The organism is Streptomyces sp. 6-11-2 (assembly GCF_006540305.1).
Classification (GTDB): Bacteria; Actinomycetota; Actinomycetes; order Streptomycetales; family Streptomycetaceae; genus Streptomyces.
Genome location: NZ_BJOR01000001.1, coordinates 5,786,694 through 5,800,823, shown reverse-complemented (window position 1 = coordinate 5,800,823; position 14,130 = coordinate 5,786,694). Strand labels below are relative to the sequence as shown.

Genomic DNA, 14,130 nt, shown 5'->3' with positions numbered 1-14,130 from the left:
GCCGTACGGCATGATGCGAGACGTGACCGGACGACTGATGCTCCTCGACACCGCCTCCCTGTACTTCCGCGCCTATTTCGGCGTCCCGGAGTCGATCAGGGCCCCGGACGGCACGCCGGTGAACGCCGTGCGCGGGCTGCTCGACTTCATCGACCGGCTGGTCAAGGACCACCGGCCCGACCATCTGGTGGCCTGTATGGACGCCGACTGGCGGCCGGCCTGGCGGGTGGAGCTGATCCCCTCCTACAAGGCGCACCGGGTGGCCGTGGAGCACACCGGCGGTCCGGACGAGGAGGAGGTGCCGGACACCCTGTCCCCGCAGGTCCCGGTGATCGAGTCCGTCCTGGACGCGGTGGGCATCGCGCGCGTGGGCGTCGCGGGGTACGAGGCGGACGACGTGATCGGCACGCTCACCGCACGGGCGACGGGCCCGGTCGACATCGTCACCGGCGACCGGGACCTGTACCAGCTGGTGGACGACGCCCGCGGGGTGCGGGTGCTGTACCCGGTCAAGGGCGTCGGCACACTCCAGGCCACCGACGAGGCCGCGCTGCGGGAGAAGTACGGGGTCGACGGCCCGGGGTACGCGGATCTGGCGCTGCTGCGCGGCGACCCGAGCGACGGACTGCCCGGCGTGCCCGGCATCGGGGAGAAGACGGCGGCCAGGCTGCTCGCCGAGTTCGGCGACCTGGCCGGGATCATGGCGGCCGTCGACGACCCGAAGGCGAAGCTCACGCCGTCGCAGCGCAGGCGGCTCGACGAGGCGCGGCCGTATCTCGCGGTGGCGCCGAAGGTCGTGCGCGTCGCCGCCGACGTCCCGGTGCCGGACGTGGACACGGCGCTGCCGCGCGCCCCGCGCGATCCGGCGGCACTCGAGGAGCTGGCGGCCCGCTGGGGTCTGGGAGGTTCGCTTCAGCGGCTGCTCGCCACGTTGCCGGCGTGACGGCTGTGGCGACGCGCGCGGCCGGCGGCCGGACGGGGGAGGTACTCACCGGGGCGAGGTGTTAACTTAGGTAAACCTAAGCAAGGGGAAACAGGGAGGCCGTCATGGCAGAACGTCCGGCGCGCAAGCCGCGCAGGACCCACTCCGCGCAGGTCGTCCGGACCGAACGGCTGACCCCGCACATGCAGCGCGTGGTGCTCGGCGGGGAGGGCCTGGCCGGCTTCTCGGCGGACACCTGCACGGACCACTACGTCAAGCTGCTGTTCCCGCCCGACGGGGTCACCTATCCGGAACCCTTCGATCTTCAGGGGATCCGCGAGGAGTTGCCGCGCGAGCAGTGGCCGGTGACCCGGACGTACACGGTGCGCGCCTGGGACCCCGGGCACCGCGAGCTGACCCTGGACTTCGTCATCCACGGCGACGAGGGGCTGGCCGGCCCCTGGTCGCTGCTGGCACGGCCGGGCGAGACCGTGCACTTCCTGGGTCCCGGCGGCGCCTACGCCCCGGACGCGAGCGCCGACTGGCATCTGCTGGCCGGCGACGAGAGCGCCCTGCCCGCGATCGCGCGCTCCCTGGAGGCACTGCCCGAGGGCGCGACGGCCCACGCCTTCGTCGAGGTCGCGGGTCCCGAGGAGGAGCAGAAGATCGACTCCGACGTGGAGGTGGTCTGGCTGCACCGCGGCGAGCGGCCCGTCGGCCGGGCTCTGGTGGAGGCCGTACGGGCGCTGCCGTTCCCCGAGGGCCGGGTGCACGCGTTCGTGCACGGCGAGGCCGGGTTCGTGAAGGAGCTGCGCCGGCTGCTGCGGGTCGAGCACGCCGTTCCCCGCGAGGACCTGTCGATCTCCGGCTACTGGCGGCTCGGCCACGACGAGGACGGCTGGCAGGCCTCCAAGCGCGACTGGAACGCCCGGATCGAGACGGAGCAGGAGGGCGCGGCGCCGGCCGCGTGAGCCATGTACGAAAGCGGCGGTACCCGGGGCGGTACTGCCGCTTTCGCGTGGCTCAGACCGACCGCTGGTAGGAGCGGAACGTCCGTATCGACAGCCACACCGCGGCCACCGCGAGGGCCAGCAGCGCGCCGCCCCGGCTTCCCACGACACTCCAGTCGGGATGCGCGGACATCGCGGAACGGCCCGCCACCATCGCCCAGTTGAGCGGGTTGAAGTCGGCGATGTGGCGCATCCAGGCGGGCATCTGCGCGGGCGCCATGAAGGCGGAGGACAGGAACGTCAGGGGCAGCAGCAGGAAGGTGTTGATCCCGATGATGGACTCCCGCTCCTGCACCAGCATTCCGAGCGCGTTGGAAAGCGCCCCGAAGACCGTGCCCAGCAGCACCGAGGCGAGCACCAGGATCAGGACGCCGCCGACGCCACCGGGGTAGTCGGCCCCGCCCAGCAGGCCGAGCAGCACGATGACGACCGACTGGAGGGCGGTGACCAGGCCGTTGTGGACCACGTTGCCGTTCATCAGGGCGGCCCGGCTGACCGGGGTGGTCAGGAACCGGTTGAGCGTGCCGCGCTGGATCTCCTCCAACGTGCCCATGCCGGCCCACATGTTGGAGCTGAGCGCGCTCATCACCACCACGCCCGGTACCAGGTAGTCCAGGTACGAGGTGGTGCCGAAGCCGCCGAGTTCGACGACCTTCCTGAAGAGGTTGCCGAACAGGAACAGCCAGATCACCGGCTGGATCAGCGTGATGACCGCGTAGGCCGGCTGGCGCGCGAACACCATCAGCTGACGCTGGGTCATGTACCAGGTCTGGGAGATCGCGGTGCTCATCGCGCACCTCCGGCGAGGGCGAGGGCCTCGGTGCCGGGGGCTCCGCTCCCGGCCTCCGCCTCGGCGTAACGTCGGCCCGCGTAGCGGAGGTAGACGTCGTCGAGGGAGGGGCGGGCCACGGTCGCCGCGGTCACGGTGACCCCGGCGCGCTCCAGGCCCGCGAGGAGCGCGGGCATGGCGGCGGCTCCGTCGTCGGCGCGGGCGCTGATCCGGCGTCCGTCGATCAGCACCTCGTGCACGCCGGGCAGGGCGCCCAGGGCGCTGCCGAGCACCGTGCGCCCGGCGTCGCCGACCGCCTCGCGCAGTTCCACGTGGACCGCGTCGCCGCGCAGTTCGCCCTTGAGGGAGTCCGGGGTGCCCTCGACGACGACCCGGCCGCGGTCGACGATGGCGATGCGCTCGGCGAGCCGGTCGGCCTCCTCCAGGTAGTGCGTGGTCAGCAGGATGGTCAGGCCCTCCTCGCCGGCCAGGCGGCCGATCTCGTCCCACATCGCCGTACGGGCTTCCGGGTCGAGGCCGGTGGTGGGCTCGTCGAGGAAGAGGACCTCGGGCCGGTGCACCAGTCCGAGGGCGACGTCCAGGCGCCGCCGCATACCGCCGGAGTAGCCCTTGACGGGGCGGCGGGCGGCGTCGGCGAGGCTGAACCGCTCCAGCAGTCCGTCGACCCGGCGGTCCAGGCCGGCGCCCCTCAGTCCGTAGAGCCTGCCCTGGAGCCGGAGGTTCTCGCGGCCGCTGGCGACCGGGTCGGCGCCCGAGCTCTGCGCGACCACGCCGATGGCACGCCGCACCCGGTCCGGGTGGCGCAGCACGTCGTGGCCGGCCACGGTCGCCTCGCCGGAGTCGGGGCGGGCCAGGGTGGTGAGGATCTTGACGGTGGTGGACTTGCCGGCGCCGTTCGGACCGAGGAGACCGAAGACGGTGCCCGGCTCGACGGTGATGTCCATGCCGTTCAGGGCGGTGACGTCACCGGGATAGGTCTTGGTCAGCCGACGTGCCTCGACGGCGGGCGCACGGGTGGGACTCATGGCGGAGCTCTCCTGGATGCGTGGATGCGGATGGGTGGCGAAGATCGCCGAATGATCCACGTGAGAGCGCCGGGCTATCCTGGGTGTGCCGCACCTCGATCGCCCAAAGAAGCCTCACGGTGGATTCGGCTCGGGGTTCGAGACCCTGGCGGGGCTGCTGCAACAGCCCTGCCGGGGTCTGTCTCATGGACGGTTCACTTCTGGTAGTGGCGTTCCTCGGCTTCCTTGAACTCCGCGGGGATCTCCCCCGTCTCGTGGAACCGGCGCCAGCTCTCGACGCCCGGCAGCGAGCCCTCGCGGATCTCGCGGGCGAAACCGCGGACCCACTCCGTCTCCGCCTCGGCCATGTGCTGGTGGTACTCGACCTCGACGAGGAACAGGCGCGGCAGCGTCTCGTAGAGCTTGTCCAGCACCGCCCGTCCGCTCGCCACCCGCATTTCCAGGGCGGTCAGCCGCTCCTCCAGCAGCCGCACGACGTCGTCCGGGGGCAGGGCCCCCAGCAACGAGAGCGCGGTCTCGAAGATCGGGTACTCCTTGGCCGGTACGGCGACGAGGTCCGACAGCCATCGCGTCATCTCCTCGCGGCCGGACTCGGTGAGCGCGTAGATCGTGCGCTCGGGGCGGTTGCCCCGCCGCTCCACGTCGACCACCTCGACGAAGCCGCGCTCCTCGAGGTTCTGCACGACCGTGTAGAGCGAGCCGTAGTTGATCTTGGTGCTGGCGTCCTTGCCCTGACGGCGCAGGGTCTGCGCGATCTCGTAGGGGTGCATGGGCTTCTGCCAGAGCGTGGTCATCACGGTCAGCGCGAGCGGATTGCTCAACTTTCTGCGCCCGCCGGCCATACCCCATCACCTCGCTTCCGAATATCCGTAGCCGAACATATCGCGACCCCATCCCCTCCGTCAATACACGCGATATATCGTGGCCTCCGGGATCGGGCACTCCGCCTCAGTCCCCCCGGACGCGCGCGTGCAGATGCATGTCGTGCCAGCCGTCCGCGTGGAGGCCCGAACTGCGCTTGGTGCCCTCCAGGGCGAAGCCGGTCCTGGTGGCGACGCGGCAGGAGGCGCCGTTGTGCACGGAGTGCAGGAGCTCCAGGCGGTGGAACCCGGTGTCCTCGAACGCCCAGTGGACGAGGGCCGCGGTGGCGCGCGAGGCCACCCCCCGGCCACGGGCCGCCGGAGCGGTCCAGTACGCCACCTCCGCCGCGCCGTCCTCGAACCGCACCTCGCGCAGCGCGACCCGCCCCACCGGGCGGCCGGTGTCCGCGTCGGCCACCGCCCACTGGGCCTCCCGGTCCGCCGCCCATGCGGCACGCCACTCCTCGATCCAGCCGGCCGCCTCGGACTCGGACTCGGCGGCCCTGGCATGCCACTGGTGCATGACCGGGTCCTGGAAGACGTCGTGGACGACGGGCGCGTCCTCGGGCGTCCAGGGCCGCAGGAGGAGACCGTCGCCGGTGGGCAGGGTGGGCTGCCCGGCGCGCGCGAAGGTGCCGGCGGGAAGTACCGGGCTGGTGAGAAAAGGCATGGCCCGTATCCTGCCCACGCGAAGGCCGCCGGCGCAGTGATTTTCCGGGGCCGTGGGCGGCCTCGTAGGCTTCGGTCGATGCGACGCAAGACCCGTACCCCGCCCTCCCCCCTGCCCCAGCGCCACGGGGTGGACCCGGTGCGGGTCCGGCTGCCCGCCGCGGGGACCTGGACCACCGTGCGGGCGTATCTGGTGGAGCGGCTGTCGGGGGCCGGCCCCGGGGTGGTCGGGGCCATGGTCGACGCGGGCCGGGTCGTCGGGGCCGACGGACGGGCGGTGGCGCCCGACGCGCCGTACGAGCCGGGGATGTACGTGTGGTTCCACCGGGAGCTGCCCGAGGAGGTGCCGGTGCCCTTCCCGCTTCGGGTCGTGCACCGCGACGAGCACCTCGTCGTCGTCGACAAGCCGCACTTCCTCGCCACCACCCCGCGCGGCTCGCACGTCGCCGAGACGGCGCTGGCACGGCTGCGACGGGAGCTGGGGATCCCCGCGCTGAGCGCCGCGCACCGCCTGGACCGGCTCACCGCCGGGCTGGTGCTGTTCACGGTGCGGCCCGAGGAGCGCGGCGCCTACCAGACGCTGTTCCGCGACCGACTGGTGCGCAAGGAATACGAGGCGGTGGCCCCTTACGACCCGGCGCTGGTCCTGCCGCGGACCGTGCGCAGCCGGATCGTGAAGGAGCGCGGGGTGCAGGCCGCCCGCGAGGTGGCGGGCGAGCCGAACGCCGTCACGCGTGTGGAACTGGCCGAACACCGCGCGGACGGGCTCGGACGGTACCGGCTGGCGCCCGCCACCGGACAGACGCACCAGCTACGGGTGCACATGAACGCGCTGGGCGTGCCGATCCTGGGCGACCCGCTCTACCCGGTGGTGACCGCCCCCGTGCCGGCCGGCGACTTCCGGCGCCCGCTGCAACTGCTCGCGCGGACACTGGAGTTCACGGATCCGGTCACAGGGGCGGAGCACCGGTTCACCAGCGGACGGGTGCTCCAGGCCTGGTCCGACTTCGCGGGGTGGGCCGGTCAGTAACCGCGCCACCAGCGCAGGAAGCGCTGCCAGGCACCCGGGGGTCGGGCCGTGGCGGCGGCCGGTGCGGGGTTCGACGTCCCGGCGCCCGGCGGCTCCTGCGCCGCCGCGGGCGCGGGCGGCGGCTCGGATGACGGCACGGGCGGCAGCTCGGGGGACGGCACGGATGACGGCCCGGGCCGCTGCCGAGCGGCCGCGGTGCCGACCTCCCAGGCCGGGCGCGGCGGCGCAACCGGGTGCGGGCTGTGGCTCGGCTTCGCTTTCTCGTCCTGCTGCGGCCGCGGCGTGAACCGCACCGGCAGCTCCACCAGATGGCGGGAGGCGATCGACTCCGTCCACCGCAGCTCCGCCTCGTCGCGGTCGAGCCGGACGTCCGGCAGCCGGGTCAGCAGCATGTCGACGCCGACGTCGGCGATGGCGCGCCCGACGTCCTGGCCGGGACACTCGTGCGGACCGCCGCCGAAGGCGAGATGGGAACGGTTGCCCTGCATGTCCGCCGTCGGGCCCGGCCGCACCCGGGGATCGACGTTGCCCGGCGCGATGCCCAGCAGCAGCCCGTCGCCCCGGCGGATGCGCCGGCCACCGAGTTCGGTCTCCTGCTTGGCGAAGTAGCCGAAGATGGTGCTGAACGGCGGCTCGTCCCACAGGGACTGCTCGACCGCCTCCGGCACCGTCATCTGACCGCCGTTGAGCTGGGCCCGGAAGCCCGGCTCGGTCAGGACCCGGCGCACGGTGTTGGCCAGCAGGTTGGCGGTGGCCTCGTAGGTGCCGATGAGCACGACCCGCAGGTGCTGGCCGACCTCCTCGTCGGTCAGGCCCGCCGGCTGCTCGATGAGGTGGCTGGTGAGGTCGTCCTCGGGCCGGGCCCGGCGGCGGGCGGTGACCCGCAGCAGGCAGTCCATGATGTACTCGTTGCTGGCGATCGCGGTCCCGGTGCCCTTGAGCATGTCGCGGGCGGCCTGCACGATCCGGTCGTTGTACTCCTCGGGCATGCCGAGGACCTGGCACATCACCGCCATGGGCAGATGCTCGGTGAACTGGGCGACGAGGTCGGCGCGGCCCGTCTCGCAGAACCGGTTGACCAGGCGCTGGGTGGCCCGGCCGATGTGGCGGCGCAGGGCGCGGAAGTCGACGAACTCCAGGGCGCCCTGGACGGCGCCGCGCAGCCGCTTGAGTTCCTCGCCCTCGGCGTGTGCGCAGATCGGCTGCCAGGCGATGTGCGGCATGAGCGGGTGATCGGGCTTGACCGTGCCGTCCCTGAGCGGCGTCCAGATACGGCTGTCCTTGGTGAACTGCGACGGGGTGCTCACCATGTGCAGGTTCTCGGCGTGGCCGAGGACCACCCACATCGGCACGTCGTCGTGGAGCAGTACGGGCGCCACCGGTCCGTACTGGTCGCGCAGTTGCTCGTAGAGCACTCTCAGGTCCCGCGCCTCGTGGAGCCGGTGCAGTCCTCCGGGCCCGGTGCCGTGCGCGGGGCAGCCGGGGGGCGGGTCGAGGGCGAAGTCGTCCGGACCGGTCGGGGAGTGGGGTTCAGGCGTCACAGCGGTCGCTTTCGGAAACGGAAGAGGTGTGGGTGCGGGACGGGCCGACCGGTGCGGATCAGGGGAGCGAGCCCGTCGCGGCGAGGGAGTGCAGGAAGCGCGTCAGCGTCATCAGCACATCGCGGCTGGAGGCGCGGCGCCGCGCGTCGCACTCGACGATCGGGATCTCCTCGGACAGGTCGAGCGCGGCGCGCAGTTCCGGGAGCGGGTGACGCGGCGCGTCCGGGAAGGAGTTGACGGCGACGACGAAGGGCACGCCGCGCTCCTCCAGGCGGCCCATGACGTCGAAGCTGACCTCCAGCCGGCGGGTGTCGGCCAGCACCACCGCGCCGAGCGCGCCCTCGAACAGCCCGTTCCACAGGAACCAGAAACGCTGCTGGCCGGGGGTGCCGAAGAGGTAGAGAACCAGGTGGTCGCTGATGGTGATGCGGCCGAAGTCCATCGCCACGGTGGTGGCGCTCTTGGACTCGGAGCCGTAGTCGTCGTCGACGCCGATACCGGCCTGGGTCATCGTCTCCTCGGTGGTGAGCGGCCTGATCTCGCTGACCGAGCCCACCATGGTCGTCTTGCCGACCCCGAAACCACCGACGATCACGATCTTCGCCGCGGCCTGGGCCGTGTGCGGCAGATGGTCCTCGGTGCGCGGGCCGGGAATGGTGTCAGAGCCTTTGAAGTCCATGCATCACCGCTTCGAGGAGGTGTCGGTCGGGGACTGCCCGGCGGACGATCGGCGCGCGGGCCTGCACTAGGCCGGCCGCGAGCAGCTCGGTGATCAGGGCCGTCGTCGCGCTGAACGGCAGGTTGAGGTAGGCCGACAGCTCGGCCACGGACAGCGGGGCGGCGCACAGCCGCAGCAGCGCCACCTGCTCCGGGGTGGCGGACGGCGGCGGCTCGGTGCGCGCCACGATCAGTGTCACCAGGTCGACGGCCGCGCGGGCGCCGTCCTCGCCCGCACCGGCGACCACGTACAGCCGCTCGGGGTGCTTCTCCTCGCCCTGCCCGGCGGGTCCGGGGGCAGGTGGCGGTTCGTGGCCGGGGGAACGCCTCTGGCGCCGCGGAGGGGTCATACGGTCTGCCCGCCCCGCCGCGGCGGACTGGTCAGGTGGGCGCCGATGCGGACCACGAGGTCGCGCATGCGGGCGCTCATGAGGCCGGGTTCGGTGCGGATGTCGGCGAGCACGGCGAGATAGGCGTTGGCCCCCGCGGACATGAGGTAGAAGTAGCCGCCGTCGATCTCGATGACGACCAGCTTCATCCGGCCGTCGCTGCCCGGGATCTCCACGGCGACGGCGGTCGCGAGGCTCTGGAGTCCGGCACAGGCCGCGGCGACCCGGTCGGCGGCGTCGGCGTCCCCACCGTAGCGGGCGATGCGCAGTCCGTCGGCCGAGAGCACCACGATCATCTCGATGCCCGGCACGCTGTCGTGGAGCTCCTTGAGCATCCAGTCGAAGTTGGCTCGCTGCTGGATCACTTGAGGTCCCCCTCGTCGTCGGCCCGGACGTCGGCCTCGGCTCGGGCCGGCTCCTCGATCAGGTGCAGATACGCGGTCGGGTCCTGGGTGAACGCCGTCGGGTCCGGGCCCGGGTTGTCCTTCTTCAGCCCGTCCCAGAACGCCTCGACCCACAGGCCCGGTTCGGAGTCCTTCCTCGTGGGCGCGGGCCCGGGTGGGGGCACGGCCCGCACCGCCCCGCCCTCCCGCTCGGCGGCTGCCTGCCCGGCGCCGCGCCGGCTCAGCGGGGTCCTGGTCCGGCTGCGGCGCTGCGGCAGGCCGCCCGCCGTCCACTCGGTGACCTCGGGGACCTCGTCGTCCGCCGGGGACACCGCGGCGGGGACACGGGGGCTGGTGGGGCGACGCCTCTTCGGGGCGCGCTCGGGGCCCGCCACCGCGTCCTCCCCCGGAGCCGGAACGGAGGTCGCGCCGATGCCGTGGGCGAGTCCCGGAGCGGGATCGGTGGTCGTCATGTCGCCGGGCACGACGAGGACCGCGCGGACACCGCCGTACGCGGAGGCCCGCAGGGAGACCTGCATCTTGTGCTTCGCGCACAGGCGTCCCACGACCGCGAGGCCGAGGCGGGGAGTGTCACTGAGGTCCAGCGGGTCGACACCGGCCCTGGCCGCCTCGAGCAGGCGCTCGATCCGGGTGCGGGTCTCCTCGTTCAGGCTGACGCCGCCGTCCTCGATCTCGATGGCGACGCCGGTCTGCACCTCGACGGCCGTGACGTGCACCTTGGTCTGCGGCGGCGAGTAGCGGGTGGCGTTGTCGAGGAGTTCGGCCGCGGCGTGGATGACGGGCTCGACGTCGACGCCCTTGATGTTGACCTTGGCGATGGAGTGCAGTTCGATGCGCCGGTACTCCAGGATCCGGGACATGGCGCCGCGCAGCACGCTGTAGAGCGTGACCGGGTTGGGCCACTGCCGGCCGGGGCGGCCGCCGCCGATGACGGAGACGGAGTCGGCCAGACGGCCGATCAGCGCGGTGCCGTGGTCGATGCGCAGCAGGTCGTCGAAGACCTCGGGGCTGCGGCCGTGGTCCTCCTCCATCTCCCGGAGTTCTCTGGCCTGTTGGTGCACGATCGCCTGGACGCGCCGGGCGATGCTGACGAAGGCGCGCTGGGTGGAGTCGCGGATGTTCTCCTCGTCGTCCACGATCTTGAGGATCATGCGCACCACCGAGCGCTGCGACTCGGGGATCCGGCGCCACTCGGGGTGGCCGTCGACGATGTCGCGCATCACCTCGGGAGGTGTGTGGCTGGCGCGCAGGTGGTCGACGGCGGCGGGGAGGATGTCGGAGGCGAGACGGTGGATCTCCCGGTCGTGGGCGGCCAGGCGCCCCTCCAGATCCACGGTGCGCCGGGCGTGCTCCGCCCGCTGGTCCCGGATGGTGCGTCCGCGGCGCACCGCTTCGGCACCCGTGCTGAGCACCAGCAGGGTGGCGACTGCGCCGCAGCAGGCCACGGCGAGGCGGGCCGAGTCCGTCACCAGGGCGACGGCGGCCCCGGTGGCCGCCGCCATCACCAGGGCGGGCAGCAACAACACGCGCGCGTAGGGAAGTTCACGGCCACCGGGGGGCGATTGAACACTCACCATGTAAGCCCTCTGAGAAGAATCGGCTGGGTTCGGGCAGCTTCCAGTGGGGGTACGTCATGAAACTGACGGGAATTTCGGCATGTTTGAGGACGCTTGGGAGCAAGCTCACGAACAACCTCAACTCGCTGCGCCGCGGGCGAGCATAATCCGGTCGGATCATCGCCATGTCATATTCAGCAACGGCCTGAAACGGGGCGCACGGCAGGAGTACGCTCGGGGCATTTGCACGCCCCGGCTCCATTCGAACACGTACGGTGACGCAGTGCGGGCATACGAAAATCACATGGCCCCGGCGGCACCCACCGGGACCATGTGATCGATGCGATCGTCCGGCTCCGCCTACCCGACCGAGGAGTAGGCCACGACCCCCCGCAGCAGCCCCTCCACCGCCTTGCGCGCGTTCTTGGCCACCGACGAGCCCTCCACCGGCGCCGCCGCCGAGATCTGGCCCAGCACGTCGATCACCTGCTTGCACCAGCGCACGAAGTCGCCCGCCGGCATCTCCGCCTCGCGCAGCACCTCGTCCAGGCCCTTGCCGGAGGTCCACATGTACGCGGCCCAGGCGAAGCCGAGGTCGGGCTCGCGCTGGCCCACCCCTTCGGTCTGGTTGATGCGGAAGTCCTCCTCCAGGGCGTCCAGCCGGCCCCAGATCCGCACCATCTCGCCGAGCGCCGCCTTCGCCTTCCCGGAGGGCAGCTTGGGTGCCATGGCGTCGTCACTGACCCGTGCCTCGTACACCAACGCCGAGACGCAGGCGGCGAGTTCGGCCGGTCCCAGGCCCTCCCAGACGCGCTCGCGCAGGCATTCGCTGGCCAGCAGGTCGAGTTCGCCGTACAGCCGGGCGAGCCGCTTGCCGTGCTCGGTGACCTCGTCGCCGCGCAGATAGTCGAGCTCGGTCAGCAGCGCGACGATCCGGTCGAAGGTGCGCGCGATGGTGTTCGTACGGCCCTCGATGCGGTGCTCCAGCTGCTTCGTGTCGCGCAGCAGCCGGTGGTAGCGCTCGGCCCAACGGGCGTGGTCCTCGCGGTCGTCGCACCCGTGGCAGGGGTGGGCGCGGAGCGCGGTGCGCAGCCGGGCGATCTCGCGGTCGTCGGCCGCCTGGGAGCGCCGCTTGCGGTGCCGCTCCGCCGGGATGTGCCCGGCCTTGGTACGCAGCGCGGAGGCGAGGTCGCGGCGGGACTGCGGGGAGCGCGGGTTGAACGACTTCGGGATCCGCATCCGCTCCAGCGGCTCCACGGGCACCGGGAAGTCGATGGCCGCCAGCCGCTTGACCTGACGCTCGGCGGTCAGCACCAGCGGGCGAGGGCCGTCGTGGTACTCCAGGCCGCGGTGGCCGTTGGAACGTCCCGCGGGCAGACCCGGGTCCAGCACCAGCGCCAGACCCGCGAACTTGCCGGTGGGGACGTGGATGACGTCGCCCGGCTTGAGCTTCTCCAGGGCGACGGCGGCCTCGGCACGCCGCTGGGACGCGCCCTGCCGGGCCAGCTCCGTCTCGCGGTCCTTCAGTTCCCGGCGCAGCCGCGCGTATTCCGTGAAGTCGCCGAGATGGCAGGTCATGGAGGCCTTGTAGCCGTCGAGACCCTCCTCGTTGCGCTGCACCTGCCGGGAGATCCCGACGACCGACCTGTCGGCCTGGAACTGCGCGAAGGAGGTCTCCAGCAGCTCGCGCGAGCGGTGCCGCCCGAACTGCTCGACCAGGTTGACCGCCATGTTGTACGACGGCTTGAAGCTGGAGCGCAGCGGGTAGGTGCGGGTGCCGGCCAGGCCCGCCAGGTGCTCGGGGCTCGTGCCGCGCTGCCACAGCACCACCGCGTGGCCCTCGACGTCGATGCCACGGCGGCCGGCGCGACCGGTGAGCTGCGTGTACTCGCCGGCGGTGATGTCGGCGTGCTGCTCGCCGTTCCACTTCACGAGCTTTTCCAGCACCACCGAGCGGGCCGGCATGTTGATGCCGAGAGCGAGGGTCTCGGTGGCGAAGACCGCCTTGACCAGACCGCGCACGAACAGCTCCTCGACGACCTCCTTGAAGGTCGGCAGCATGCCCGCGTGGTGGGCGGCGATACCGCGCTCCAGGCCCTCCAGCCACTCGTAGTAGCCGAGGACGTGCAGGTCCTCGGCCGGGATGGCGGCGGTGCGCTCCTCGACCAGGGCGCGGACGCGCTCGCGCGCCGGCTCGTCGTTGAGTCTCAGGCCCGCGTGCAGGCACTGCTGGACGGCGGCCTCGCAGGCGGCGCGGCTGAAGATGAAGGTGATCGCGGGCAGCAGGCCCTCGGCGTCCAGGCGCTCGATGACCTCGGGACGGCTCGGCGTCCAGATCCGGGACCGCTGTCTGCGCTCCCGCTCACGGTCGGCCTCGCGCATCGCGCGGCCGCGCCGGCGGTCCTGGAACGAGGGGCGGCCGGCCTCCATGCGGGCCATGCGCGTGAGGTCGGGGTTGACGGCCTTCCGGTGGCCCTCGCCCTCCTCGAACAGGTCGTACATCCGGCGCCCGGCCAGCACGTGCTGGAACAGCGGAACGGGCCGGTGCTCGGAGACGATCACCTCGGTGTCCCCGCGGACGGTGTCCAGCCAGTCGCCGAACTCCTCGGCGTTGGACACGGTCGCCGACAGGGACACCAGGGTCACCGACTCGGGCAGGTGGATGATCACTTCCTCCCACACGGCGCCGCGGAAGCGGTCGGAGAGGTAGTGCACCTCGTCCATGACCACATAGCCGAGGCCGAGCAGGGTCTGGGAGCCGGCGTAGAGCATGTTCCGCAGCACCTCGGTGGTCATCACGACCACCGGGGCCTCGGAGTTGATGCTGTTGTCGCCGGTCAGAAGGCCCACCTTGCCGCTGCCGTAGCGGCGGCACAGGTCTGCGTACTTCTGGTTGGACAGCGCCTTGATCGGCGTCGTGTAGAAGCACTTCCTGCCCTGCTGGAGGGCGAGGTGGACGGCGAACTCGCCCACGATCGTCTTGCCGGAGCCGGTGGGCGCGGCGACCAGTACGCCCTTGCCCGCCTCGAGCGCCTGGCAGGCCTCGATCTGGAACGGGTCGAGGCCGAAGTCGTACATCTCGCGGAATCCCGCGAGGGCGGTGGCCTGCTCGGCAGCTCGCCTGCGCGCTGCCGCATACCGCTCGGCCGGTGAGAGGTCCTCTGTCATCGTGCTTTCGAGCGTACCGGGCCGCACCGACAACAGGACGATCATTATC

At 72.0% G+C, this 14,130-nt stretch carries 13 protein-coding genes; 3 read left to right on the top strand and 10 right to left on the bottom strand.

Annotated features, from left to right (window positions below):
- Positions 1 to 13: 13 nt before the first annotated feature.
- Together TNCT6_RS25630 and TNCT6_RS25625 are read left to right on the top strand one after the other, a co-directional pair.
- Entirely contained in the window at positions 14 to 943 is a 930-nt protein-coding gene (locus tag TNCT6_RS25630; RefSeq protein WP_253266442.1) for a 5'-3' exonuclease, read from the top strand.
- Positions 944 to 1,047: 104 nt separating this feature from the next.
- Complete coding sequence (locus tag TNCT6_RS25625; protein WP_141362571.1) at positions 1,048 to 1,893, top strand: siderophore-interacting protein; 846 nt, start codon at positions 1,048 to 1,050, stop codon at positions 1,891 to 1,893.
- A 52-nt stretch (positions 1,894 to 1,945) separates the two neighbouring features.
- Here the strand turns inward: TNCT6_RS25625 and TNCT6_RS25620 are convergent, their stop codons facing one another.
- The 4 genes from TNCT6_RS25620 to TNCT6_RS25605 all read right to left on the bottom strand — a co-directional run bounded on the left by TNCT6_RS25620 (position 1,946) and on the right by TNCT6_RS25605 (position 5,277).
- On the bottom strand, positions 1,946 to 2,722 hold the full coding sequence (locus tag TNCT6_RS25620) for an ABC transporter permease (protein WP_141362569.1): 777 nt from the start codon (positions 2,720 to 2,722) through the stop codon (positions 1,946 to 1,948).
- The gene (locus TNCT6_RS25615) at positions 2,719 to 3,747 is read right to left on the bottom strand and encodes an ATP-binding cassette domain-containing protein (protein ID WP_141362567.1); all 1,029 of its coding nucleotides are present in this window, start codon (positions 3,745 to 3,747) and stop codon (positions 2,719 to 2,721) included. Before TNCT6_RS25615 ends, TNCT6_RS25620 begins: the two co-directional genes overlap by 4 nt.
- A gap of 194 nt (positions 3,748 to 3,941) precedes the next feature.
- Positions 3,942 to 4,589 carry a PadR family transcriptional regulator gene (locus tag TNCT6_RS25610; RefSeq protein WP_141362565.1) on the bottom strand — a complete coding sequence of 216 codons (648 nt, stop codon included), beginning with the start codon at positions 4,587 to 4,589 and terminating at the stop codon, positions 3,942 to 3,944.
- A 106-nt stretch (positions 4,590 to 4,695) separates the two neighbouring features.
- On the bottom strand, positions 4,696 to 5,277 hold the full coding sequence (locus TNCT6_RS25605; protein WP_141362563.1) for a GNAT family N-acetyltransferase: 582 nt from the start codon (positions 5,275 to 5,277) through the stop codon (positions 4,696 to 4,698).
- Positions 5,278 to 5,355: 78 nt separating this feature from the next.
- Between TNCT6_RS25605 and TNCT6_RS25600 the strand changes: the two genes are divergently transcribed.
- A complete protein-coding gene (locus tag TNCT6_RS25600; protein ID WP_141362561.1) occupies positions 5,356 to 6,306 on the top strand; it encodes an RluA family pseudouridine synthase in 951 nt (316 codons plus the stop codon).
- Here TNCT6_RS25600 and TNCT6_RS25595 read toward each other — a convergent pair.
- The 6 genes from TNCT6_RS25595 to TNCT6_RS25570 all read right to left on the bottom strand — a co-directional run bounded on the left by TNCT6_RS25595 (position 6,300) and on the right by TNCT6_RS25570 (position 14,126).
- Positions 6,300 to 7,847, bottom strand: coding sequence for a cytochrome P450 (locus TNCT6_RS25595; protein WP_141362559.1), 1,548 nt, complete (start codon positions 7,845 to 7,847; stop codon positions 6,300 to 6,302). The two genes, TNCT6_RS25600 and TNCT6_RS25595, sit on opposite strands and share 7 nt — an antisense overlap.
- Before the next feature lie 58 nt (positions 7,848 to 7,905).
- On the bottom strand, positions 7,906 to 8,526 hold the full coding sequence (locus TNCT6_RS25590) for an ATP/GTP-binding protein (RefSeq protein ID WP_141362557.1): 621 nt from the start codon (positions 8,524 to 8,526) through the stop codon (positions 7,906 to 7,908).
- Positions 8,507 to 8,914 (bottom strand): DUF742 domain-containing protein, encoded by a 408-nt coding sequence (locus TNCT6_RS25585; protein ID WP_141362555.1) that lies wholly within the window; start codon positions 8,912 to 8,914, stop codon positions 8,507 to 8,509. Before TNCT6_RS25585 ends, TNCT6_RS25590 begins: the two co-directional genes overlap by 20 nt.
- Positions 8,911 to 9,318 carry a roadblock/LC7 domain-containing protein gene (locus tag TNCT6_RS25580; protein ID WP_141362553.1) on the bottom strand — a complete coding sequence of 136 codons (408 nt, stop codon included), beginning with the start codon at positions 9,316 to 9,318 and terminating at the stop codon, positions 8,911 to 8,913. Before TNCT6_RS25580 ends, TNCT6_RS25585 begins: the two co-directional genes overlap by 4 nt.
- On the bottom strand, positions 9,315 to 10,934 hold the full coding sequence (locus tag TNCT6_RS25575) for an ATP-binding protein (protein ID WP_172633018.1): 1,620 nt from the start codon (positions 10,932 to 10,934) through the stop codon (positions 9,315 to 9,317). Before TNCT6_RS25575 ends, TNCT6_RS25580 begins: the two co-directional genes overlap by 4 nt.
- 339 nt (positions 10,935 to 11,273) lie before the next feature.
- Positions 11,274 to 14,126 carry an RNA helicase gene (locus TNCT6_RS25570; protein WP_141362549.1) on the bottom strand — a complete coding sequence of 951 codons (2,853 nt, stop codon included), beginning with the start codon at positions 14,124 to 14,126 and terminating at the stop codon, positions 11,274 to 11,276.
- Positions 14,127 to 14,130: the final 4 nt, after the last annotated feature.